At 64.6% G+C, this 22782-nt stretch carries 23 protein-coding genes and 2 pseudogenes; 21 read left to right on the forward strand and 4 right to left on the reverse strand.

The annotated features are described in order from the left end of the window. A pseudogene (gene tnpC, locus SALMUC_RS27255) lies at positions 1-923 on the forward strand (IS66 family transposase); the annotation flags it as partial. A gap of 76 nt (positions 924-999) precedes the next feature. After that, positions 1000-1173: a 3-keto-alpha-glucoside-1,2-lyase-like domain-containing protein gene (locus tag SALMUC_RS30240; protein ID WP_281168891.1), complete on the forward strand. Its 174-nt coding sequence runs from the start codon at positions 1000-1002 to the stop codon at positions 1171-1173. A gap of 308 nt (positions 1174-1481) precedes the next feature. Here the strand turns inward: SALMUC_RS30240 and SALMUC_RS27260 are convergent, their stop codons facing one another. Together SALMUC_RS27260 and SALMUC_RS27265 are read right to left on the reverse strand one after the other, a co-directional pair. After that, positions 1482-2177 (reverse strand): DUF938 domain-containing protein, encoded by a 696-nt coding sequence (locus SALMUC_RS27260; RefSeq protein ID WP_198014710.1) that lies wholly within the window; start codon positions 2175-2177, stop codon positions 1482-1484. Between the two features lie 270 nt (positions 2178-2447). Further along, complete coding sequence (locus tag SALMUC_RS27265; protein WP_020043595.1) at positions 2448-3362, reverse strand: LysR family transcriptional regulator; 915 nt, start codon at positions 3360-3362, stop codon at positions 2448-2450. 214 nt (positions 3363-3576) lie between these two features. Between SALMUC_RS27265 and SALMUC_RS27270 the strand changes: the two genes are divergently transcribed. From SALMUC_RS27270 to SALMUC_RS27295, 7 genes and pseudogenes are all read left to right on the forward strand, one after another. Then, complete coding sequence (locus SALMUC_RS27270) at positions 3577-4869, forward strand: ABC transporter substrate-binding protein (RefSeq protein ID WP_020043594.1); 1293 nt, start codon at positions 3577-3579, stop codon at positions 4867-4869. A gap of 241 nt (positions 4870-5110) precedes the next feature. After that, positions 5111-5824 (forward strand): carbohydrate ABC transporter permease, encoded by a 714-nt coding sequence (locus tag SALMUC_RS27275; RefSeq protein WP_021121106.1) that lies wholly within the window; start codon positions 5111-5113, stop codon positions 5822-5824. After that, positions 5817-6692 (forward strand): carbohydrate ABC transporter permease, encoded by an 876-nt coding sequence (locus tag SALMUC_RS27280; RefSeq protein ID WP_037373107.1) that lies wholly within the window; start codon positions 5817-5819, stop codon positions 6690-6692. Before SALMUC_RS27275 ends, SALMUC_RS27280 begins: the two co-directional genes overlap by 8 nt. Positions 6693-6707: 15 nt before the next feature. Further along, positions 6708-7496, forward strand: a pseudogene (locus SALMUC_RS27285) (ABC transporter ATP-binding protein); the annotation flags it as partial. A 136-nt stretch (positions 7497-7632) separates the two neighbouring features. Further along, on the forward strand, positions 7633-7785 hold the full coding sequence (locus tag SALMUC_RS31945; RefSeq protein WP_245584759.1) for a hypothetical protein: 153 nt from the start codon (positions 7633-7635) through the stop codon (positions 7783-7785). A 101-nt stretch (positions 7786-7886) separates the two neighbouring features. Beyond that, on the forward strand, positions 7887-9179 hold the full coding sequence (locus SALMUC_RS27290) for a Gfo/Idh/MocA family oxidoreductase (protein WP_020043590.1): 1293 nt from the start codon (positions 7887-7889) through the stop codon (positions 9177-9179). A gap of 454 nt (positions 9180-9633) precedes the next feature. After that, positions 9634-9855 carry a DUF1127 domain-containing protein gene (locus SALMUC_RS27295; protein ID WP_020043589.1) on the forward strand — a complete coding sequence of 74 codons (222 nt, stop codon included), beginning with the start codon at positions 9634-9636 and terminating at the stop codon, positions 9853-9855. Between the two features lie 684 nt (positions 9856-10539). On the opposite strand, the gene SALMUC_RS27305 is transcribed toward SALMUC_RS27295, so the two are convergent. Next, positions 10540-11220: an SDR family oxidoreductase gene (locus SALMUC_RS27305; protein ID WP_425414333.1), complete on the reverse strand. Its 681-nt coding sequence runs from the start codon at positions 11218-11220 to the stop codon at positions 10540-10542. On the opposite strand from SALMUC_RS27305, the gene SALMUC_RS27310 reads away from it, so the two are divergent. After that, the gene (locus tag SALMUC_RS27310; protein ID WP_037373110.1) at positions 11126-11425 is read left to right on the forward strand and encodes an NnrS family protein; all 300 of its coding nucleotides are present in this window, start codon (positions 11126-11128) and stop codon (positions 11423-11425) included. The genes SALMUC_RS27305 and SALMUC_RS27310 overlap by 95 nt on opposite strands. Before the next feature lie 438 nt (positions 11426-11863). Here SALMUC_RS27310 and kdgR read toward each other — a convergent pair whose 3' ends face one another. Continuing rightward, on the reverse strand, positions 11864-12688 hold the full coding sequence (gene kdgR, locus SALMUC_RS27315; protein WP_020043487.1) for a DNA-binding transcriptional regulator KdgR: 825 nt from the start codon (positions 12686-12688) through the stop codon (positions 11864-11866). 219 nt (positions 12689-12907) lie between these two features. Here kdgR and bglB point away from each other — a divergent pair, with 219 nt between their 5' ends. The 11 genes from bglB to SALMUC_RS27370 all read left to right on the forward strand — a co-directional run. Continuing rightward, a complete protein-coding gene (gene bglB, locus SALMUC_RS27320) occupies positions 12908-14026 on the forward strand; it encodes a beta-galactosidase BglB (RefSeq protein ID WP_020043486.1) in 1119 nt (372 codons plus the stop codon). A gap of 37 nt (positions 14027-14063) precedes the next feature. Beyond that, the gene (locus tag SALMUC_RS27325; RefSeq protein WP_020043485.1) at positions 14064-15041 is read left to right on the forward strand and encodes a TRAP transporter substrate-binding protein; all 978 of its coding nucleotides are present in this window, start codon (positions 14064-14066) and stop codon (positions 15039-15041) included. Next, the gene (locus tag SALMUC_RS27330) at positions 15038-15553 is read left to right on the forward strand and encodes a TRAP transporter small permease (RefSeq protein ID WP_020043484.1); all 516 of its coding nucleotides are present in this window, start codon (positions 15038-15040) and stop codon (positions 15551-15553) included. Before SALMUC_RS27325 ends, SALMUC_RS27330 begins: the two co-directional genes overlap by 4 nt. A gap of 4 nt (positions 15554-15557) precedes the next feature. Continuing rightward, entirely contained in the window at positions 15558-16856 is a 1299-nt protein-coding gene (locus SALMUC_RS27335; protein WP_020043483.1) for a TRAP transporter large permease, read from the forward strand. A gap of 37 nt (positions 16857-16893) precedes the next feature. After that, positions 16894-17718, forward strand: a complete 825-nt coding sequence (gene kduI, locus SALMUC_RS27340; protein WP_020043482.1) for a 5-dehydro-4-deoxy-D-glucuronate isomerase — start codon at positions 16894-16896, stop codon at positions 17716-17718. Continuing rightward, on the forward strand, positions 17718-18461 hold the full coding sequence (gene kduD / locus SALMUC_RS27345; protein WP_020043481.1) for a 2-dehydro-3-deoxy-D-gluconate 5-dehydrogenase KduD: 744 nt from the start codon (positions 17718-17720) through the stop codon (positions 18459-18461). Before kduI ends, kduD begins: the two co-directional genes overlap by 1 nt. 457 nt (positions 18462-18918) lie before the next feature. After that, positions 18919-19782 (forward strand): TRAP transporter substrate-binding protein, encoded by an 864-nt coding sequence (locus tag SALMUC_RS27350; protein ID WP_021121111.1) that lies wholly within the window; start codon positions 18919-18921, stop codon positions 19780-19782. A gap of 82 nt (positions 19783-19864) precedes the next feature. Continuing rightward, on the forward strand, positions 19865-20371 hold the full coding sequence (locus tag SALMUC_RS27355) for a TRAP transporter small permease (protein WP_020043479.1): 507 nt from the start codon (positions 19865-19867) through the stop codon (positions 20369-20371). Positions 20372-20374: 3 nt separating this feature from the next. After that, positions 20375-21652, forward strand: coding sequence for a TRAP transporter large permease (locus SALMUC_RS27360; RefSeq protein WP_020043478.1), 1278 nt, complete (start codon positions 20375-20377; stop codon positions 21650-21652). A 5-nt stretch (positions 21653-21657) separates the two neighbouring features. Further along, entirely contained in the window at positions 21658-22455 is a 798-nt protein-coding gene (locus SALMUC_RS27365) for an NAD-dependent epimerase/dehydratase family protein (RefSeq protein WP_020043477.1), read from the forward strand. Positions 22456-22465: 10 nt separating this feature from the next. Next, positions 22466-22782 (forward strand): aldehyde dehydrogenase family protein (locus tag SALMUC_RS27370; RefSeq protein ID WP_037373112.1); only part of this gene is annotated, 317 nt, incomplete at its 3' end.

Here is a 22782-nt window from a genome sequence, read left to right on the forward strand (position 1 = left end):
TTCCATCTCAGGCCCGTCGTCGACCGGCTGGCCGAGCACTTGAAGGCATCCACCAAGCTCTTCATGCCCTCTCGGCAGCATCCTTTTGATGCGCCTGCCGGGTAATAGACGAGACTACTGCGCCGGTTCTCGACCCCGGTCGCGGCCGGACGAAGACCGGCTATCTCTGGGCGCTGGCCCGCGACGACCGCAACTGGGGCGGCGCCGACCCGCCAGGGGTGGTGTTCTTCTACGCCCCGGGTCGGGGTGGACAGAACGCCGAGAGATTCCTGCGGGGCTTCGACGGCATCCTGCAGCTTGACGGGTATACCGGCTACAATCGCCTGACGCGCCCCTCTCGCAAGGGCGGCGATCCCGTTCGCGTGGCACATTGCTGGGCGCATGCCCGACGCAAGCTGAAGGAGGTGTTCGACCGCGACGGCTCCGAGATCGCCGCCGAGGGCCTGCGCCGTATCGCTGAGATCTACAAGGTCGAGGACGACATCCGCGGCATCGAGCCCGGCCAGCGCTTCTCGGCCCGGCAAACGCGAACGGCACCCCTGGTCGCGGCGTTCGGAGAGTGGCTGCAAGAACAGCGATTGCGGGTGTCGGCGAAATCCCGGCTCGGTGAGAAGCTGGCCTATATCCATCGCCACTGGGATGGCCTGCAGACCTTCCTCTACGACGGCCGCGTCGAGATCGACTCCAACGGCGTCGAAAACCTGATCCGCCCTATCGCTCTGAACAGAAAAAATGCGTTGTTCGCCGGTCACGACGAGGGCGGCAGGGCCTGGGGCCGCATCGCGTCACTGATCGAAACCGCAAAGATCAACGGCGTCGAACCATTCGCCTATCTCAAGGCCACCCTTGAGGCCATCGCCGCTGGCTATCCGCAAGGTCGGATCGACGATCTCCTGCCGTGGAACTTCCCGCCGTCAAGCTGAACGCGCGTGGGGCGCAGCCAACGCTTACACAGCGCCCGAGTTCGGATCCGACGGCCGGGTGAGTGAACCCGCGCGTGTGACGGTTATGCACAACGGGATTGTCGTGCAGAACGACGTCGAGATCCAGGGCAAGACGGTCTGGATCGGCGCGCCCTCTTACAACGAGGCTCACGGCTGCGCCCCGATCATGCTGCAGGACCACGATGCAGATGTCGCCTATCGCAACATCTGGGTGCGCGCGTTGTCGTGAGCCATTGGCAAATCACCGGGCTGTCTATTGTCCGGTGATCTGAACTTGGGTCCTCCGGCGCATCATGAAAATTTTTGAGGTCATACGACCCGCTTCTCTACCAGTTAGGGGCTTTCTTGGGGAGCGTCCGGGGCAGCACGTCGCACGGGCCTTGCGACGACAAGCCCGCTGCCCGGTTCCGGCCGCCCGAGCTCACGCAATGGCGGCCGAGCGCCGCGCGCGCCGCGCCAGCTGTCAGGCCCGGCATCCAAATCGCGGCTTCGCGCTTACCCACGCCGGTGCATTGGAGGATGGCGGTTTGGTCCGTTTCAGGGCTGACGATAGACAAGCAGGCGGTTGTCTGCCGGCATGTCACGGACCGGCTCGACGACGAATCCGCGCGCCGAGGCTGTCTCGTCCACCGCCTCGCGGTTGCGCAAACCCCAATCCGGGTTCCGCTTGCGCAGATCGGCATCGAAGGCGACGTTGCCGGGCCCCATGAAGCCGCCGCCCTCGTTGAAGGGGCCGTAGATCAACAAAAACCCGCCGGAGACGAGACGTGCAGCAGCGCCTTCGACGAGCCCAATCGTCGCCGACCAGGGCGCGATATGGGTGAGGTTCGCCACGAAGACCGCATCCATATGCGCCCCCGGCCAGGGCGGCCGGGCGGCGTCGATGTGCACCGGCGGCGCGACCCGATCGACGAGGTCGGGGCAGAGCGCGCGCCAAGCTTCGATGGCGGCGAGGCCGTCGGTCGTCGCCTCGCTCGGCATCCATGTCACCTGCGGCAGCGAACGCGCCATCCACAGAGCATGCTCGCCCGAACCCGAGGCAATTTCCAGCACCGTGCAGGCCCGGTTCGGAAGCAGGTCGGCCAGCGCCCGTTGGATCGGTTCGCGGTTGCGCGCAGTCGCAGGAGCGTGCCTGAGGCCGGTACAGGTTGCCGCGGTCTTTGCGGGATCGGCCAGAGGGTCCTCGGGTACGGAATTGGGCATTGTCGCGCTCTCATCTTCAGTGTCTTGCATCTTAAATCGCATCGGGCACGGCGATTGTTAGGGATCGATCAGTTGCCTTGCCCGCACCACCTTTGGATGCATTGCTAACTGATCTGCCCGCTTTGCGAACGGGCCGCGAGATCCTCACCGATATCCTTGGGTGACCTTGTAGACCCTGCAGCCGAAACAGAGAGAGTAGTCGGTCATCGCGTTCGTCAAGCGCACCTACAGGCTTTACAGCGACGAAGGGCTGTCGATCCGCACGCGGAGCCCGAGGCGCCGCCGCGCTTGCCGCTATCGCTATGGTGGAAAGAGCTTGAGCTGTTCGGCTCGGTCGAGGATGGCCTGTATACAGGCCTGAACCTTCGGATTCGATTTTCGCTCCGGCAATACGTGAATGCCCATGACTGCCTCCTTCACGTACTGTCCCGGGCGCAGAGGAACCTGATCAAGTCCGTGCTCGCTGAGGTAATTCGCGAGGACCGTGCTGTGGATCAGCACCGCGTCCGTTGACTGGGCGAACTCGAGGCATGCCCCCAGTGAGTTCGAGGTGAAAGCATGCCCCAATCGGGATGCGTCGTATAACTCGCCGCCGGAAACCAGGCGCTTCTGGCTGGCATCGAGTGGATAGGCCATGGTCGACGGGTAGGCACGGATGTCCTCGAGGCTTCTCTCCGCAGCCAGCAGAGGGTGGCCGCGGCGCGCGAAATACCCGTCCGTGGCCCGTCCCATCGGGATGAAATCGACCGCGATGCCTTTTTTCAGATGATCGATACGGTGGCCGATGAACAAGGATATATCACCGGCCAGAAGCTGATCCATGCAGCGCATCATGTTTCCGATACTCAGGTTGATCGGAGCATGTGGATGCGTTTCGAAGTGCTCGATGACGTAATCGCGCAGGATCAGGAACCAGGTGGAATATCCTGTTCCGATGCTTATTCCTTCTTCAAGTTCCGCCTTTTGGCGCGCGATGGTCGTAAGAGCGTTCGAGTGAAGTCGTCCGATGACGACCGCGCTGTTGTAGAGCGTCTCGCCATAGGCAGTCAGCTGCACACCGCGTGCCGAGCGATGGAACAGCGGAACGCCGAGAGACTCCTCCAATCGTTTGATGTTGTAGCTCAGCGTCGGCTGCGACAGCCGCAGGCGTTCGGCACCCGCCATCACTGAACCTGCCTCGGCCACGGCCACGAATTGCTCAATCGCTCGGTCCAAGTTCAATCTCCTCCTGTGTCACAAGGATATAGATGAGTTCTATGATAGCGTCGATATTTTGTATTTGTTCGTATAGATAGCGCTCCCTACGCTGATCTTGCGGCGGCACCCTCGTGTGCCCTGCACCGGTGAGGAGGACCACCGGCACCATGGAGGAGACGGACACGCCACTGCGCCACGCGCCGTTGCAGTCCAAATCGGGAGGACACACAGTATGAATTCGAACAAGATCGACCGGCGCCGGCTTCTCGGCACCGGGCTGGCGATGGCCGGCCTGCCGCTGCTCGGATCGCGCCGCGCCCTCGCACAGTCGGGCGGAAGCATCCGCATGATCTGGTGGGGTGGGGACGAGCGCGCACGCCGCACAAATGCCGCCATAGACCGGTTCACCGATGCGAACCCCGATGTCTCAATAGATGCGGAATCCATGGGATGGGATGACTACTGGGCACGCCTCGCGACCCAGGTCGCTGGCGGCAACGCGCCGGATTTCATCCAGATGGATTACCGCTACATGTTCGAGTACGCGAGGCGCGGTGCGATCCGCCCTCTCGACGAATTCCTCGGAGAGGAACTGAAAATATCCGACTTCGGTGACGTCAATCTCGACAGCTGCTCGGTGGATGGGAAGCTCTACGGCGGAAACGTCGGCGTCAACAGCTTCTCGGTCGTCTTCGATGCCGCAGCCTGGGAGGAAGCCGGTGTCGAGGCACCCGGGTTCGATACCACGTGGGACGGCTTCGCGGAAAAATGCGCAGCCTTCGCTGGCGCAAATACCCGGGATCGGGTCTATGCGACCTCCGATGGCAGCGTCCACGAGAGGCTGTTTGAAATCTGGCTGCGAACTCAGGGAAAAGCACTTTACACGCCGGACGGTACGCTTGGTTATGACGCCGAGGATGCGGGCCGCTGGTATGCCTACTGGGCCGAAATGCGCAAGGCAGGAAGCTGTGTGCCGGCCGATGTCCAGGCGCTCTACAAGAACTCCCCCGAGACAGCGCCGATCGTCACCGGCAGTGCGGTCACCGACTTTGCCCACTCCAACCAGTTCGCATCCTACCAGCAACTGGTGCCTTCCGAGCTGACCGTCGTGGGGGTTCCTGTTCTCGCGGGTGGCCAACCCGGTCAGTATCTCAAGCCGTCGCAGATGTTCTCGATCTCGTCGACATCGGAGGAGCCAGCGCTCGCGGCGCGCATGATCAACTTCCTGATCCGTGAGCCGGAGGGGGCGAAACTGCTCGGTCTCGATCGCGGCGTGCCTGCTTCGCCCGAAACCCGCGAAGCAATTCTCCCCGGTCTTGACGCGACCGGCCGCAAGGTGGTCGACCTGATTGCCAATCTGACGCCGCAGATCGGGAGTCTGCCGCCGGCACCGCCCAGAGGCGCGGGTGAGATCAACGCGGTGCTGATCCGCATCGCTCAGGAAGTTGCCTTCGAGGCCGTGTCCCCCGAACAGGGCGGCGCCAAACTCGTCGATGAGGGCGCAGCAATCCTTGAGCGAGCCTAGGGAATGTCTGCATACGACGAAGTCCAACACGGCAGGTCCGTTGCGCGTCCGGAATCGTCAGGATGGCTCTCACGAGCCATCCACCGGAACGGCGCCGGATACATGTTTCTTGCGCCATGGCTGATCGGCTTCTTCTGTCTGACGCTCGGTCCGGCGCTGGTTTACGTCTGTATCTGTCGTTCTACCAATTTCGATCTTTTGACCTCGCCCGAGTTCATTGGGGGCGCAGAATTACGTCCGCATGGTGACGGCCGACGCAAAGTTCGCAGCCGCGATCAAGGTCACCTTCCTGTACGTTGCGCTGTCGGTGCCGCTCAAGCTGGCCTTCGCGCTCGGAATTGCCATGGTGCTGAATCGGGGCATGCGTGCCTTGCCGGCGTATCGAGCGATTTTCTATCTTCCTTCGCTGCTTGGCACATCGGTGGCGATTGCGGTTCTTTGGCGGCAACTGTTCGCAGCGGACGGCCTGGTCAACAGCTTGCTGGCGACAGTCGGTATCGAGGGCCCCAGCTGGATCTCGAATCCCAACTACTCGCTCTACACGCTGGTGGTACTCTCGGTTTGGCAATTCGGCTCGCCGATGATCATCTTCCTGGCAGGTCTGCGGCAGATCCCGGGCGATATGTACGAAGCCGCGAGCCTTGACGGGGCATCAACCACGCGACAGTTCCTGCGCATCACACTGCCGCTGCTGTCGCCGGTGATCTTCTTCAACTTCGTCATCCAGACCATCGAGGCGTTCAAGGCCTTCACACCGGCATTCATCATCTCCGGCGGATCCGGCGGGCCGATCAACTCGACGCTCTTCTATACCCTGTACCTCTACCAAGAGGCGTTCAGTTATTTCCGCATGGGCTACGCCTCCGCGCTGGCCTGGGTGCTTGTGATCATCATCGCGATTTTCACAGCGTTTTCCTTCCTGACCACGAAATACTGGGTGCACTACGATGACTGATGCAGTCAACGACATGCCGGGGCGCGGCTCCAGGCACCCCCGGCTGAACAGCACGGTGCGCCACGCGCTTCTGATCGCGGTCTGCATCGTGATGATCTACCCGATCCTTTGGATGCTGTCGGGCTCGCTGCGTCCCGCCTCCGAGTTGTTCGGCGGCGAGTCGGGGCTTATCCCCTCGCAAGTGACCCTGAGCGCCTACCCCGATGGCTGGTTCGGCCTGCAAGTCAACTTCGGACGCTTCTTCGCCAACTCGATGTTCATCTCGGTCGTCGCCACAATCGGCAACGTGCTGGCAGCTTCCCTGGTCGCCTACGCCTTTGCCCGGCTGCGGTTTGCCGGCCAGAACTTCTGGTTCGCATTGATGCTGGGTACGCTGATGCTGCCCTACCACGTGACGCTGATCCCGCAGTACGTGTTGTTCCGCGAACTCGGCTGGGTCAACACGTGGTGGCCCTTGATCGTCCCGAAATACTTCGCCGTCGATGCGTTCTTCATCTTCCTGATGGTCCAGTTTTTCCGCGGCATCCCGCGAGAGCTGGACGAGGCGGCGCGCATGGATGGCTGCAGCGCCTGGCGGATCTACTACAAGATCATCCTGCCGCTATCGATGCCGGTCCTGGCCACCGCCGCGATCTTCTCTTTCATCTGGACCTGGGAGGATTTCTTCGGGCCCCTGATCTACATCAGCGAGATGGAGAACTACACGGTCCAGCTTGGCCTCCGCTCGTTTATCGACTCCAGCGGCACCTCCAGTTGGAACGAACTCTTCGCGATGTCGATCCTGTCGCTCGTCCCGATCTTCCTGATCTTCCTCTTCTTCCAACGGCTGCTCATCGAGGGCATCGCCACAACCGGCATGAAACGCTGAGAACCGGACTGACGCATGGCAACCACTATCTCACTCAAGAATGTCGAGAAGCGCTACGGCGCCCTCGACGTGATCCGGGGGATCGACCTCGACATCAAGCCTGGCGCCTTCACGGTCTTCGTCGGCCCCTCGGGGTGCGGCAAGTCCACCCTGCTCCGGATGATCGCCGGGCTCGAGAGCATCTCGGACGGTGACCTGATGATCGACGGAGGGCGGATGAACGACGTTGCCGCGGCCCGGCGCGGCATTGCGATGGTCTTTCAATCCTACGCGCTCTATCCGCACATGAGCGTCTACAAGAATCTGGCATTCGGACTGGAGACCGCAGGCTACAAGCGCGACGAAATCAACCGTCGTGTGCAGGACGCGGCCTCGACGCTGCAGATCACCGACTACCTGAACCGAAAACCCAAGGCACTGTCCGGTGGTCAGCGTCAGCGGGTGGCCATCGGACGCTCGATCGTGCGTGACCCGAAGATATTCCTCTTCGACGAGCCGCTGTCGAACCTCGATGCCGAGCTGCGCGTGCAGATGCGTGTCGAGATCACCAAGCTGCATGAGCGGCTCGGCAACACCATGATCTACGTCACCCACGACCAGGTCGAAGCGATGACCATGGCCGACCAGATCGTCGTGCTGCGGGGCGGACAGGTGATGCAGTCGGGTTCGCCGCTCGAGCTCTACAACGAGCCGGACAACAGGTTCGTGGCCGGCTTCCTGGGATCGCCGAAGATGAACTTCGCCACGGTCAGGGTGGCGGATGACAGTGCGGTCATGCTCGAGGACCAGAGGATCGACGCGGGACGTCGCCTTGGCGTCGCACCGGGAACCGAACTGACCCTGGGTATCCGGCCGGAGCACATCGGCATCGGCGACGGGTCGGGGCAGTCGCGTCGGGGAGGGGACGGTAGATCTGGTCGAGCATCTCGGCGGCAGCACGGTGCTGCACGTTCGTCCGAGCTTCGGTCGAGAGCAGCTCACCGTCGTCCTGCCCGGTCAGCATGCCTGCCGTACGGGTGACCGCATCCCGCTGCAGATCGACCCCGCCGACTGTCATTTCTTCGACGGCAATGACCGCGCGATACGCGGCTGAACGCACAGAGAATTCACGTCAGAAAGCCGGACCCGTCAGGGCTCCGGGCAGATCAACTCATCCCGTTGGTCCGGCAAGGGCCGACGAACAAGGAGACCGAAATGCGCAAGAAATACGCGCTCGTGGGGACCGGGTCACGGTGCCGGATGTTCTACGAAGCCATCGCCAAGGACTACCGCGACAGCGCAGAACTGGTCGCGCTCTGCGACACGAACCAGACCCGGATGGCCTACACCAACTCGGTGTTGCAGGAAGAATTCGGCGCGGGCCCGCTGCCAACCTACAAGGCCGAGGATTTCCATCGGATGCTCGAGGAGACTGAGGCCGAAACCGTTATCGTCACCTCGATTGACCGGACCCACCACATCTACATCATCGCGGCCCTCGAGGCAGGACGGGACGTCATCACCGAAAAACCGATGACGACCGATGCGGACAAATGTCAGCAGATCGTGGACGCGGTGGAGCGCACCGGCCGCTCGGTCAGGGTGACGTTCAACTACCGCTATTCCCCGCACAACGCGGCTGTGCGCGAACTCATTGCGTCCGGTGAGATCGGAGAGGTCTTTTCGGTCCATTTCGAGTGGCTGCTGGATACGAAGCACGGCGCCGACTACTTCCGCCGCTGGCACCGCGACAAGCGCAACAGCGGTGGCTTGATGGTTCACAAATCGACCCACCATTTCGACCTCGTGAACTTCTGGCTGGGCAGCCAGCCGGAAACCGTTTTCGGCATGGGCGATCTGCGCTTCTACGGCCGGGCCAATGCCGAGGAGCGGGGCCTCTTCACGCCCTACACCCGGACGACTGGCGCAGCGGCCGCCAAGGACGACCCGTTTGCCATCGATCTGACGGCAAGTCCCGTGCAGAAGGCGCTCTACTGGGACGCCGAACACGAGGACGGGTACCAGCGCGACCAGAACGTCTTTGGTGACGGCATCAGCATCGAAGATACGATGCAGGTGATGGTGCGCTACCGGAACCGGTCGGTGCTGACCTATTCTCTCAACGCCTACGCCCCCTGGGAAGGATTCAACGTCAGTTTCAACGGGTCGGGAGGCCGGATCGAACTGATGGTGCGCGAAACGTCCTACATCAACGGCGGTGGAGACAAGGAACAGGAGGGCGCGGCCGAGGGCATCAACCTCTATCATTTCCCGCTGCACGGGACCCCGCGCATCGTTCCTGTCGACACGGCAGAAGGTGGTCACGGCGGCGGCGACAACCGCATGCTCGCCGACATATTCGGAAAGGTGAACTCGGCGGCCGGTTACGCGGCGAGCTACCGTGACGGAGCGATGTCGATCCTCACCGGCATCGCGGCGAACCGATCCTTTCAGACCGGATTGCCCGTGGAAGTGGAAGAGCTGGTCAAGTTGCCACGTACATCCTGATTTTCGACCGTGGTCGACTGTCGTGTGGCCGCCCCTGGTGGGTCGCCGGTGTTCCGGGGGCGGTCACGTAGCCTTCGGAGCCGCGTGGCATGCTCCCGTGCGGCGGTCTGCAGAACATCATGCAGTCGTCGGCCGCGAGGTACATGATACCGGGCTTTTCGATTTCGGCACCCGCCGTCGCATGACCTTCGGAGTCGCCCGGTGCGTCCTCGAAATGGAGACCGACAAGCAAGTAAGAGCAACGAGAGGCCGCGTGCGACATCGCTTGGGACCTGTGCCGTTCACCCCGCGGGCGAACCTTGAGCGCTTGGCCCGAACCGCGCAAAAGCCCCATGTTAGCGTTGATCATGCTGCATGGCGGCATTTCGACCTTGTCGATTGTGCATCTGCAGCATCCGCCTATTTCTAGCGGTGTCGGCGCGATCCGGCGGCGACAGAACACAGGAGGCTGAATATGGCCTACGCTCAACAAGACATCGCGCGTTTCAATCAATCCGGGCTGAAAGCGCGTTTCCAACAGCTCCGTGACACCTTCGAGCAACGTGCAGCCCGCCGCGCCGTTTTTCATCGGACAGTTGATGAATTGCAGGCACTCAGCGATCGCGAACTCGCCGACCTCGGCTTTCACCGCAGTGAAATTCCTCGCATTGCAAGACAGGCCGTCGCAGAGGCCTGAAACTCTCCAGGTTCGCCTCGGCTGATTTCGGCTGGTTTCGCAGCCATGTCTTCAGTCTCGAGGCTTGCTTGGACGTCAACCTCTGCTCTCGCCGATGGAATATTTCCAATCGGCATGCGCAGTCGGCGTCTGGTGAACCATTCGGTCGATTCCGGGGTCTCACGTTTTCGACATCCTCGAAGTCTCGTCACGGCCCTCGGCGTTGGCTTATCGCGCAATCAAATCCATGCTGGCCACATTGCTGGAAGCGTGATTCTCCCGAAGTGCTGAAACCCAAAGGGAGCGCACAGGTCGCCGGAGACAACTCGGGAATCCACCCGACATTTTGGTCCGTATAGGAGACCCCTGTACCAGCCGTCCCGTCAACAGCTGCCATATAGATGGTCGCAGGCCGCCTCGGCGCGCAGAAATGTCACCCCCGGGATCTACGCTTGGCGCGCCGTGTCGCCGGTCAGGCGCTTCTTGCCAGCCTCATGGACTTCCTTCGACCAACTGTCATACAGGATCATCGCGATTCCTTCTCGCCGGTGATCTGCCCTACTTGAGTGGTCCGATTTGAAAGTTAGTGCATCGTTGGCCGGGGCCTGACCCTGTCCGGTGACAGGCGATCCGCTCTCCGGATGCAAAAGGCCCCCGCCGGTCTCCCGGCGGGGGCCTCGAAACCATTCCGGCCGCGACAGCGCCTCAGCGCGCGAGCCAGCCGCCGTCGACGTTGATGACCGCGCCGTTGACGTAGGTCGCCGCCGGCGAGGCCAGGAAGGCCGCCGTGCCGCCGATGTCCGAAGCGTCGCCCCAGCGCCCCGCCGGGATCCGGTCGAGGATTGCCTTCGACCGCTCCGGGTCCTCGCGCAGCGCCGCGGTGTTGTTCGTCGCGATGTAGCCCGGCGCGATGGCGTTCACCGTGATCCCGTGCGGCGCCCACTCGTTGGCGAGGATCTTGGTCACCCCCGCGACCCCGTGCTTCGAGGCGGTATAGGCCGGCACCCGGATGCCGCCCTGGAAGGACAGCAGCGAGGCGATGTTGATCACCGCCCCGGGCGTGCCTGTCCCCATCAGCTCGCGGCCGAAGGCCTGGCAGGTGAAGAACAGCCCCTTGAGGTTCACGTCCATCACCGCGTCCCAGTCCTCTTCCGCGAAGTCGACCGAATCCGCCCGCCGGATGGTGCCCGCGTTGTTCACCAGGATCGAGTAGCCCGCGCCCGCGAAGAGGTCCTTCGCCGCCATTGCCCTTGCGGCGCTTGGCCTCGTNGCGCCTGCGAGCGGCGCGCACGTGCTGGGTATCGGCGCTGTCGGCGGTATGACCGTGGCAGTCATGATGCGCGCGACCATGGGGCATACCGGTCGCCCACTGGTGGCCGGCCCCACGCTGACCGCGGCTTTCGTGCTTGTCGTCGCCGCAACTGCGGCGCGCGCGGCCGGTTCCGCGATGGTCTTGGGGCGGTTCGACGGGATAGACCTCTCCGCCGGTCTGTGGACAGTCGGCTTCGCGCTTCTTGCGGTGCGGATCGGCCCCTGGCTGGCGCGGCCCAGGATGGCAGCCAAGGCACCTTCGGCGGCCCCTCAAAGATAGCTGGCGCCGGTATCGGAGCGTGTCGTATTCGACCGGAGCCGAGCGCGCCTTTGTCTTCGCGGACCTTGCCGACGCCAAGAAGAGACGGACAGGACGGCTCTCCTGATCTGTGACGGCAGGCAGCTTGGCTTCTCCCGGGCAATTCCTGCGCAATGCGCTGCCGGGCAGCGTTTCATAGCGCCTTTCGTCCAACCGCAGCTTGCCGTGAGCCCTCGGGAAGCAGGGCTGCGCCGGGGCCATCTACGCATCGATCCGCCAGAAGAGATCGCTCTTCATCAGGCTTTCTTGCCAGAACCCTGAGTCACGCGCAGCCGTGCTGATCAACCGGTCCTGAGCCTAAACCAAGCCGGGTTTCAGAAGTTGTCCTTCACCAACGACAGCAGTTTCTCCCGTTGGTGCAAGGGCAGGATTGGATTTGAATCCTTTTTCTGCCGCTCTTCAGGAAAACGATGCCGCGCCGGTCTGAGCCAGCGTGGCGCCAGCGTATCCCAGCGCCTTCGAGGCCTCCAGCCCAGCGGTGGTGAGCTGGGCAGCGATCTCGGGTTTGCGTGCCTCGTCGAAGCGGAACAGCGGAAAGGAGATGCTGATCGCGGCGACGGATTTGCCCATGTGGTCGAGAATCGGAGTCGCCATGCAACGCACGCCGGCCTCGCTCTCCTCGATTTCTTCGGCATAGCCGCGGGCGCGGATCGCCTGGAGCTGCTCACGCAGCGCACGGGGATCGGTAATCGTGTTCGGCGCCAGCTTCTCGAAGGTCATGCGGGAGAGGCGGTCGCGGATCTCTTCCTCGTCGCGGAAGGCGAGCAGCGCCTTGCCCAGCGAGGTGGAGTGCAGCGGGTTGCGGTAGCCCAGCGTCGACTGCATCGCGAGGCTGTATGCGCTGTCGTACTTGTGGATGTAGGTCACGCGCTGTTCGTGCCCGTCCATGACCCCTAGGTTGATCGATTCGCCAGTGGCGCGCGACAGGCGCCCCATCACGGTGTCGGCGACGCGCAGGATGTCTTCCTGCCCGCGCAGGGACTTCGCCCCGAGGCTGAAGAGCTTGAGCGTGAGCTGGTATTTCTCGGTCTCGGGGTCCTGCGTGACGTAGCCCAGGTCGACCATGGTCTGCAGCAGGCGGTGCGCAGTGCTCTTGGAGGTCATCGCCTTCTGGGCGATCTCGGCAAGGCCCGCGCGTCGCTCCTCGACGAGCGACTCGAGCACCGAGAAGACCTTGAGAACAGAGGCGACGTTTTCGGTTTTCGGCTGGCGTTGGCTGGACATGACCGTTCCGTGTTTTCTGGAATGTCATTCTGAAATTTGTTCAGGTCGAAGTCAAGGACTGCGAAGAAGCGTTGTCAGCATACTGATATATAACGTTATTTTGAAAACTGAAACGCCGTCCCGAAACGTGTTGACAGCCTCCCGGCTTCCGTGCTTCCTTAAATTCTGAAACGCGGTTCCGAAAAAATCAGATCCGCGAGGCGCAAGGAGGAGGACGACGTGCACCCGCTGCTCAAGCAGAAGGAGAGGGCCATCGGCCGCGACGAGGTTCGCGGCCTGATCGAGCGCCTGACCGACAACCTGATCAACATCGAGGACGAGACGGGCGAGTTCCTGCTGCGCCTCGAGGACGGCCGGGTGATCGATACCAAGGGCTGGGCCGGCTGGGAATGGACGCATGGCGTGGGCCTCTATGGGCTGTTCCACTTCTGGCAGCTGACCGGCAGCGCCGAGGCCAAGCGCATCATCCTCGACTGGTTCGAGGCGCGACTGGCCGAGGGCACGCCCACCAAGAATATCAACACCGTCGCGCCCTTCCTGACGCTGGCCTGCCTGCACGAGCAGGAGCCGAACCCGGTCTGGGTGCCCTACCTCGACCGCTGGGCCGAGTGGGTCATGCACGAGATGCCGCGCACGAAAGAGGGCGGGCTTCAGCACATCGTCTACAACAGCGTCAACGACCAGCAGATGTGGGACGACACGCTGATGATGTCGGTGCTGCCGCTGGCCAAGATCGGCCTGGTGCTGGACCGTCCCGAGTATGTCGAGGAAGCCAAATACCAGTTCCTGATCCACACCCAGTACCTCGCCGACCGCGAGACGGGCCTGTGGTTCCACGGCTGGACCTTCGACGGCAACCACAACTTCGCGAAGGCGCTCTGGGCCCGGGGCAATTCCTGGCTGACCATCGCGATCCCCGAGTTCATCGAGATGCTCGACCTCAAGGAGGGCGATCCGCTGCGGCGGCACCTGTTGTCGACCCTGCGCCGCCAGGCCGACGCGCTGCGCGACACCCAGCACGAGAGCGGGCTCTGGCACACGCTGATCGACGATCCGGACAGCTACCCCGAGGCCTCGGCCACGGCGGGCTTTGCCTACGGGCTGCTCAAGGGCGTGCGCAAGCGCTACCTGCCGGCGCATTTCGAGCCGGTGGCCGAACGCGCCATGCAGGCGGTGATCGCCAACATCGACGAGGCGGGAGAGCTGCAGCAGGTCTCTTTCGGCACGCCGATCGGCGACACGCTCGAGTTCTACCGCGAGATCCCGCTGACCTCGATGCCCTACGGGCAGGCGATGGCGATGCTCGCGCTTGGTGAATACCTGCGGACCTACATCTGAGACCGGTCCGCGCCGCATCACTCATAGGAGGAGGACGATGATGCTGAAGATCCTGACCACGATTTCCGCAACGGCCCTGATCGCGGGGTCGGCCTCGGCCGAGACGCTGAAGTTCGCCTGGGCGCAGAATGCCACGCCGACCGTGGAGGCCATGAAGAAATTCGGCGAGATCGTCGAGGAGACGACCGGCGGCGAGGTGACGGTGCAGTACTTCCCCGACAGCCAGCTTGGCGGCGAGCGCGAGCTCGTGGAGCTGGTCCAGGCGGGCACCATCGACATGACCAAGGTCTCGGGCGGGCTGATGGAGAGCTTCGCACCCGTCTACGGCGTCTTCTCGATGCCCTACCTCTTCGACAGCGAGGGGCATTTCTACAACGTGATGGACAGCGCCGAGGTCATGCAGCCCATCTACGAGGCGACCGAGGGCCAGGGCATGGTCGGCGTCACCTATTTCAACAGCGGCGCGCGCAGCTTCTACACCGTGGACGAGCCCATCGAGAGCGTTGCGGACCTTGAAGGCAAGAAGTTCCGGGTGATGCAGTCGCCGACCTCGATCGAGATGGTCGAGATGCTGGGCGCCTCGCCCATCGCGATGGGGCAGGGCGAGGTCTATACCTCGCTGCAGCAGGGCGTGCTCGACGGGGCCGAGAACAACGAATACGCCATCACCATCGCCCGGCACGGCGAGGTAGCGAAATACTACAGCTACGACGTGCACACGCGGATCCCCGATATCGTGCTGATCTCGACCGCCACGCTCGACCGGCTGTCGGACGAGCACGCCGCCGCCGTGCGCGAGGCAGCCAAGGAGGCGACCGAGTACCACAAGGAGGTCTGGGCCACGGCCATCGAGGCGGAGAAGAAGAAGGCGGCCGAGGAGTTCGGCGTCGAGTTCTTCCACCCCGACGTCTCGGAGTTCCAGGAGGCCGTGCAGCCGATGTACGACGCGCTTGAGGATGAGCCCGCCAAGTACGAGGTCTACGAGCAGATCCGCGCGGTGGCCGAGGGGGCATGATGACCCGGCTGCGCCGGATCCTCGACGGGGGCGTGGGCTACTCCGCCTGCCTGATCCTGATGGCCATGGTGGCCGTGCTGGTCTGGCAGGTGTTCAGCCGCTACGTGCTGAACGCGCCGTCGACCTCGTCCGAGGAACTTCTGCGCTACGGCATGATCTGGTCGTCCCTCCTGGGGGCGGCCTTCGCGGCCGGGCGCGGCACGCACATGTCGGTCGAGCTGCTGCCCGGCATGGCGCCGCCCCGCGTCCGGCGCCTGCTGGGCCTGCTGGTGCCGCTGTCGTTCATCGTCTTCGCCGTGGCGGTGCTGATCATCGGCGGCTTCCGCGCCGTCAGCGTCGCGGGCACGCAGACCAGCCCGGTGATGCAGATCCCGATGCAGTGGGTCTACGCGGCGATGCCGGTCTCGGGGTTGCTGATCGTGATCTACAGCCTGCTGAACCTCGTCGAGCGCATCGCAGGCCGTCGCGACGAGGCCGACGAGTTCGAAAAAGCCCTCGCGGCGGGAGATTGACCTCATGGCCGGTGCATCCAGCCTCATCCTGATCGGTGTCTTCGGCCTGCTTGCGGGCCTCGGCATTCCGCTTGCCATCGCGCTGGTGGGCGCGGCCATCGCCTCGGTCATGCTGGTGGTGCCCTTCGACATGGCGCTCTTCACCTCGGCGCAGAAGATGGTCGCGAGTCTCGACAGCTTCTCGCTGCTGGCGGTGCCCTTCTTCATCCTCGCGGGGGTCATCATGAACTCGGGCGGCATCGCCATCCGGCTGGTGAACTTCGCCCAGCTTCTCGCGGGGCGCATCCCGGGCTCGCTGGCGCAGTCCAATATCGCGGGCAACATGCTCTTCGGCTGCATCTCGGGTTCGGCCATCGCCGCCTCGACCTCGATCGGGGGCGTGATGATCCCGATCCAGGCGGACAAGGGCTATGACCGGTCCTTCGCCGCCGCGGTGAACATCGCCTCGGCGCCCACCGGCATGCTGATCCCGCCGACGACCGCCTTCATCATCTACTCGCTGGTCTCGGGCGGCACCTCGGTCGCGGCGCTCTTCACCGCGGGGGCGGTGGCGGGGGCGCTCTGGGGCCTGGGCCTCATGGCGATGACCTCGATCCTCGCGCATCGGCGCGGCTACGCGCTGGCGCCCTGGCCCACCGTGCGGCAGGCGGTCGAGACCACGCTCGCCGCGATCCCCTCGCTGCTGCTGATCGTCTTCGTGATCGGGGGCATCGTGCTGGGCATCGTCACGCCGGTCGAGGCCTCGGGCATCGCGGTGGTCTATACCATGATCCTCGCCTTCGGCATCCACCGCACCAAGAAGCTGCGCGAGCTGCCGGGCTTTCTGCTCGAGACGGTGCAGGTGACTGGGGCGATCATGCTGCTGCTCGCCGCCTCGGCCGCGCTGTCGTTCTCCATGGCCTTCACGGGGATCCCCGCCGCCGTCACCGAGCTGGTGCTGGGCATCTCGGAGAACCCGCTGGTGGTGATGCTCATCATCAACCTGTTGCTCATCGTCATCGGCTGCTTCATGGACATCGGGCCGGCGATCCTGATCTTCACCCCGATCCTGCTGCCGATCGCCGGCAAGATCGGCGTCGACCCGGTGCACTTCGGCGTCATCATGGTGTTCAACCTCGCCATCGGCACGATCACGCCCCCGGTGGGCACCGGGCTTTTCGTGGGGGCGAGCGTCGCGAAGATCCGGGTCGAGCGCGCCATTGTCGCGCTCTGGCCCTTCTACCTGATGCTCTTCGCGCTGCTCTTCCTCGTCACCTACTGGCCGGGGCTAGTGCTGGGCCTGCCACGCGCCCTTGGCCTCTGATCCGACCAACCTCCCCAAAGTTTTCAAGGAGACTGTCATGCTGACCGTCGAAACCCGTCATGCGATTCACCCCGAGCATGCCAAGGGCATGGACACCACCGCGCTGCGGGAGCACTTCCTGGGCGAGGGGCTCTTCGCCGAGGGCGAGATCCGGATGATCTACACCCATTACGATCGCTTCGTCCTGGGCGCCGCCGTGCCCGCGGGGGGCAGCCTGACGCTGGAGAAGATCGAGGAGACCAAGACCGCCACCTTCCTCGAGCGCCGCGAGATGGGCGTCGTCAACATCGGCGGATCGGGCAAGGTCGAGGCCGACGGCACGACCTACGAGATGGAGCGCGGCGACGTGCTGTACCTGGGGATGGGCACCGGGGCGGTGACCTTCTCGGGGCAGGGGCGCTTCTACCTCGCCTCGGCGCCGGCGCACCGGGCCTGCCCCTCGACGCTGGTGGCCGTGGCCGACGCCAAGGAGGTCAAGCTGGGCGCGCCCGAGACCTCGAACAAGCGCACGATCCGCCAGTTCATCCACCCGGACGTGATCGACAGCTGCCAGCTGACGCTGGGCTACACCTCGCTCGAGGACGGCTCGGTCTGGAACACGATCCCGAGCCACATCCACGACCGCCGCATGGAGGCCTACCTCTACTGGGGCATGGAGGACGAGAGCCGCGTGCTGCACCTGATGGGCGATCCGCAGGAGACGCGGCACCTGTTCGTCGCCAACGAGCAGGCGGTGATCTCGCCGAGCTGGTCGGTGCACTCGGGCGCCGGGATCGGCGAGTACACCTTCATCTGGGCGATGGCGGGTGACAACAAGGACTTCACCGACATGGACTTCATTCAGCCGGGGGACATGCGCTGATGGCAGGCATCTTTTCTCTCGACGGACGCAAGGCGCTGGTGACCGGCGCCAACACCGGCATCGGCCAGGCCATCGCGGTGGCGCTGGCGGGGCAGGGGGCGCAGGTGGTCTGCGCCGGCCGCCGCGCCTGCGACGAGACGGTCTCGGCGATTACCGAGGCCGGCGGCACGGCGACATCGCTGACGCTGGACCTGTCGGACCCGATGGCGGCGAAGGACCTCTTCGCGGGCGCGGGCTACTCGATCCTGGTGAACAACGCGGGCACCATCCGGCGGGCGGATTCGGTCGACTTCGCGGAAGAGGACTGGGACGCGGTGATGGACGTGAACCTCAAGGGGCTGTTCTTCACCTGCCAGGCCTTCGGCCGCGAGCTGATGGGGACAGGCACGCCCGGGGCGGTGATCAACATCGCCTCGCTGCTGTCCTTCCAGGGCGGCATCCGGGTGCCGGCCTATACCGCCTCGAAGCACGGGGTCGCGGGGGTGACCAAGATCCTCGCCAACGAGTGGGCGCCGCACGGGATCACGGTGAACGCCATCGCGCCGGGCTACATCGCGACGAACAACACCGCGGCGCTGCGCGAGGACCCGGAGCGGTCGAAGGCNATCCTCGACCGGATCCCGGCGGGGCGCTGGGGCGACGCTTCGGACATCGGCGGCACGGCGGCCTTCCTGGCCTCGCCGGCGGCGACCTACGTCAACGGCGCGGTCATCAACGTCGACGGCGGCTGGCTCGCGCGCTGAGGCGCTGTCGCGGCCGCAGGGGATTCGAGGCCCCCGCCGGGAGACCGGCGGGGGCCTTTTGCATCCGAGGAGCGGACGGCGTGTCACCGGACAGAGTCAAACAGGTCGTCATACGACTTTGCCGCGCTTGTCCGGGCGATTTCGGGGTCTATCTTCTTGACTGGGCGGAACCGGGAAACGGTTTGGTTTCAGGACGCTGCGCCGCAGCGCAGTCGGACAAAAGCGCGCGGGTCAGGGCCACGCGGGACACCGCGCTTGACAGTCATCATACAAGTTTGTCATATCTCTCGCGTGCGGTGCACAACCGCCGTTTTGTCAGGGAGGACAAACATGACGATTTCCGCGAAATTTACCGGTGCCGGCATCGCAGCCGCGCTCCTGACCAGCGCCCTTGCCGCCCCGGCGGCCGCCGAAACCTGGCGCACCTGGGCGATCCACCCCGAGGGCGTATCCCAACGTGGTCGCGCTCGAGAGCTTTGCCGAGGACGTGGCCGAGGCCACCGAGGGCCGGATCGAGCCGCAGGTCTACCCGGGCGGCGTGCTGGGCGCCCAGCCCGACGCGATCGAGCAGCTGCGCGCAGGTGCCATCGCCGTGGGCAACTTCAACATGGGCCCCATGGGCGAGATCGTGCCCGCGACCAACGTGCTGTCGCTGCCCTTCATCTTCCGCAACATCGACCACATGCACAAGGCGATGGACGGCGAGATCGGCCAGCGCTTCTCGGACGCGCTGGAAGAGGCCGGCATCGTCGCGCTGAGCTGGATGGATAGCGGCTCGCGCAGCTTCTACAACACCCAGAAGCCGATCATGACGCCCGCCGACATGGACGGCATGAAGTTCCGCGTCATGAACAACGACCTCTACGTGCAGATGGTCGACCAGCTGGGCGGCAACGCCACGCCCATGGCCTACGGCGAGGTCTACCAGTCGCTGAAGACCGGCGTCATCGACGGGGCCGAGAACAACTACTCCAGCTTCGAATCCTCGAACCACTACGAGGTGGCGAAGTACTACTCGGTCACCAACCACCTGATCATCCCCGAGTGCATCTGCGTGGCCAAGTCGGTCTGGGACGCGACCTCGGAAGAGGACAAGGAACTGGTCCGCGAGGCGGCCATCGCGGCGGCCGAGGAGCAGCGCGAACTCTGGGCCGAGCGCTCGGATTCCTCGAAGCAGGAGGTCATGGACTCGGGCGTCGAGGTCAACGAGGTCGAGGACGCCTCGGCGTTCCAGGACGCGATGGAGCCGGTCTACGCCAACTTCATCGAGGCCAACCCCGACCTTGAGTCGCTGATCCGCGACATCCAGGCGGTCGAGTAAGCCGACCCGCCGGGAGCCTCCGCGGCTCCCGGCCTTCGCCCCGGCGATAACCGCCGGGGCCCGTCATTTTCCGGGGACCACCATGCAGCCACAGGACAGGGCACCGGCGCAGAAAAGCGCCGTCGAACGCGCGCTCGACGTGCTGGCGCACATCTGCATCGCCGTGGCGGGCACGGCGCTGGTCGTGCTTGTCGCGATCTTCGGCTGGCTCGTCTGGGGCCGCTACGTCATGAACGACACCCCCACATGGGTCGAGCAGCTGGCGCTGATCCTCGTGGTCTGGATCACCTTCCTCGGCGCCGCCGCCGGGGTCTGGACGAAAAGCCACCTCTCCATCGATTTCGTGCGCGAGACCCTGCCCGAGCCGATTCGCCTGCCGCTGCACTGGATGGCGCTGGCGGGGATGCTGGTCTTCGGCGTGGTGCTGGCCTGGCAGGGCTGGGTCCTGGCCGAGAGCACCTGGGCGCGGCGCGTGCCCATGCTGGGCGTTTCCGAGGGCATCCGCGCGGTGCCCATGGCGATCTGCGGCGCGCTGACCGCGATCTTCACTCTCTATCACGGCGTGGCACTGGCCACCGGCAAGGACTGATCCATGGGGCTGGCACTACTCTTCGGGCTTTTCTTTCTCGGGCTGCTGACCGGCATGCCGGTGGCCTTCGCGCTGGGTCTGGCGACCGTGGGTGGCTTTCTCTACGAGGGGCTGCCGCTCTTCATCGGCTTCCAGCGTGTGCTGTCCGGCATCTCGGTCTTCTCGCTGCTGGCGATCCCCTTCTTCATCTTCGCGGGCGAGCTGATGATGCAGGGCGGCATCGCCGCGCGGCTGGTGCGGCTGGCCAGCTCGGCCGTGGGCTGGATGCGCGGCGGGCTCGGCGTGGTGAACGTGGCCTCCTCCATGCTCTTCGGCGGGATCTCGGGCTCGGCGGTGGCCGACACCTCGGCGCTCGGCTCGATCCTGATGCCGGTGATGAAGGAAAAGGGCTATGACGGCGACTATGCCGTCAACGTGACGGTGACCTCCTCGGTCGCCGGCGTGGTGATCCCGCCCTCGCACAACATGATCCTCTTCGCGGTGGCCGCAGGCGGGGTCTCGGTCTCCAAGCTCTTCATCGCGGGCATCGTGCCCGGCATCCTGATGTGCGTGGTGCTGGGGCTGGTGGCCTATGGCATCGCGGTCAAGCGCGGCTACCCGGCCGAGACCTTCCCGGGGATGCGGTCGCTGGCGATCTCGGCCATCGTGGCGCTGCCGGGGCTGATGACGGCGGTCATCATCGTGGGCGGCGTGCTGTCGGGCGTGATGACGGTGACCGAGTCCGGCGCCTTCGGCGCGATCTGGGCGGTGCTGGTGACGATCTTCGTCTACCGCGAGCTTACCTGGGAAAAGTTCCGCGCCGCCGTCGTCTCGGCCGTGCGCACCACGGCGCTGGTCATGCTGCTGGTCGCCACCGCCTCGGCGTTCAGCTACCTGCTGACGCTCTACCGGGTGCCCGACCTGCTGGCCGGCGCGGTCACGGGCATCTCTGACAACCCCATCGTCATCCTGCTGCTGCTCAACCTCGTGCTGCTCGGCCTCGGGATGATCATGGACATGGCGGCACTGATCCTGATCACCACGCCGATCTTCCTGCCCGTGGTGGTCGGCCTCGGCATGGACCCGATCCAGTTCGGCGTGGTGCTGATGATGAACCTCGGGCTGGGGCTCTGCACGCCGCCGGTCGGGGCCTGCCTCTTCGTCGGCTGCGTCGTGGGCAACGTGCGGATCGAACAGGCCATCCGCACGATCTGGCCCTTCTACCTTGCCATCTTCACCGCGCTCATGCTGGTGACCTACGTGCCGGCCGTCTCGATGTACCTGCCCGGCCTGATGGAGTGAAAGCGATGATGAACCGTATCCTGATCACCGGCGCCGCGGGGCAACTGGGCTCCGTGCTGCGCGAGAAACTCAAGGGCCACGCCAAGGTGCTGCGCCTGTCGGACATGGCCGACCTCGGCCCGGCGGGCGAGGGCGAGGAAATCGTGCCCTGCGACATCTCCGACGGCGATGCCGTCATGGACCTGGTCGAGGGCTGCGACGGCATCGTGCACCTGGGCGGCATCAGCGTCGAGAAGAGCTTCGACCTGATCGAAAGCGCCAACCTGCGCGGTGTCCACAACCTCTACGAGGCGGCGCGCGCCCACGGGCGGCCGCGCATCGTCTTCGCCTCGTCGAACCACACGATCGGCTACCACGACCAGACCACGCGGCTGGATCATACCTCGCCCTACCGGCCCGACGGCTACTACGGCGTGTCCAAGATCTTCGGCGAGGCGGTCGCGAGCCTCTACTGGGACAAGTTCGGCCAGGAGAGCGCGCTGGTGCGCATCGGCTCCTGCACGCCCAAGCCGCTGAACTGGCGGATGCTGGCGACCTGGCTCAGCGAGGACGACTTCGTCTCGCTGATCGACACGGTGTTCCGGGCGCCGCGCCTGGGCTGCACCATGATCTGGGGCGCCTCGAACAACGACGCGGGCTGGTGGGACAATTCCCACGCCGACTTCCTCGGCTGGAAGCCGAAGGACAACTCGGCCGACTACCTCGACGAGATCGCCCGCACCGTGCCCCGTCCCGGCCCCGAGGAGCCGGTCGCGAAATACCAGGGCGGCGTCTTCACCGACGAGCCCATCCACAAATCCTGAGGAGGTCCCCATGCTCGACAAGTCCACCTTCACGCCGCACGGCAAGCACCTGATCGCGGGCGACTGGGTCGCCGGCGAGACGACCTTCGAGTCCGAGCCGGCGCACGGGCCGGTGCACGCGTTCAGCGTCGGCACGCCCGATCTCGTCGAGCGCGCCGCGAAGGCCGCCGAGGAGGCCTTCTGGAGCTACGGCTACTCGACCCGCGAGGAGCGCGCGAAGTTCCTCGACACGATCGCCGACGAGATCGAGGCGCGCGGCGAGCAGATCACCGAGATCGGCACGCAGGAAACCGGCCTGCCCGAGGCACGCCTGCAGGGCGAGCGCGG

The organism is Salipiger mucosus DSM 16094 (assembly GCF_000442255.1).
Lineage (GTDB): Bacteria > Pseudomonadota > Alphaproteobacteria > Rhodobacterales > Rhodobacteraceae > Salipiger > Salipiger mucosus.

Excerpts from the sequence above, each read along its gene's own strand:
- SALMUC_RS27260 (WP_198014710.1), bottom strand. The coding sequence starts at position 2,177 with ATGCAAGACACTGAAGATGAGAGCGCGACAATGCCCAATTCCGTACCC.
- SALMUC_RS27270 (WP_020043594.1), top strand. The coding sequence starts at position 3,577 with ATGAATTCGAACAAGATCGACCGGCGCCGGCTTCTCGGCACCGGGCTG.
- SALMUC_RS27275 (WP_021121106.1), top strand. The coding sequence starts at position 5,111 with ATGGTGACGGCCGACGCAAAGTTCGCAGCCGCGATCAAGGTCACCTTC.
- SALMUC_RS27280 (WP_037373107.1), top strand. The coding sequence starts at position 5,817 with ATGACTGATGCAGTCAACGACATGCCGGGGCGCGGCTCCAGGCACCCC.
- SALMUC_RS27290 (WP_020043590.1), top strand. The coding sequence starts at position 7,887 with ATGCGCAAGAAATACGCGCTCGTGGGGACCGGGTCACGGTGCCGGATG.
- SALMUC_RS27295 (WP_020043589.1), top strand. The coding sequence starts at position 9,634 with ATGGCCTACGCTCAACAAGACATCGCGCGTTTCAATCAATCCGGGCTG.
- kdgR (WP_020043487.1), bottom strand. The coding sequence starts at position 12,688 with ATGTCCAGCCAACGCCAGCCGAAAACCGAAAACGTCGCCTCTGTTCTC.
- SALMUC_RS27325 (WP_020043485.1), top strand. The coding sequence starts at position 14,064 with ATGATGCTGAAGATCCTGACCACGATTTCCGCAACGGCCCTGATCGCG.
- SALMUC_RS27330 (WP_020043484.1), top strand. The coding sequence starts at position 15,038 with ATGATGACCCGGCTGCGCCGGATCCTCGACGGGGGCGTGGGCTACTCC.
- SALMUC_RS27335 (WP_020043483.1), top strand. The coding sequence starts at position 15,558 with ATGGCCGGTGCATCCAGCCTCATCCTGATCGGTGTCTTCGGCCTGCTT.
- kduI (WP_020043482.1), top strand. The coding sequence starts at position 16,894 with ATGCTGACCGTCGAAACCCGTCATGCGATTCACCCCGAGCATGCCAAG.
- SALMUC_RS27355 (WP_020043479.1), top strand. The coding sequence starts at position 19,865 with ATGCAGCCACAGGACAGGGCACCGGCGCAGAAAAGCGCCGTCGAACGC.
- SALMUC_RS27360 (WP_020043478.1), top strand. The coding sequence starts at position 20,375 with ATGGGGCTGGCACTACTCTTCGGGCTTTTCTTTCTCGGGCTGCTGACC.
- SALMUC_RS27365 (WP_020043477.1), top strand. The coding sequence starts at position 21,658 with ATGATGAACCGTATCCTGATCACCGGCGCCGCGGGGCAACTGGGCTCC.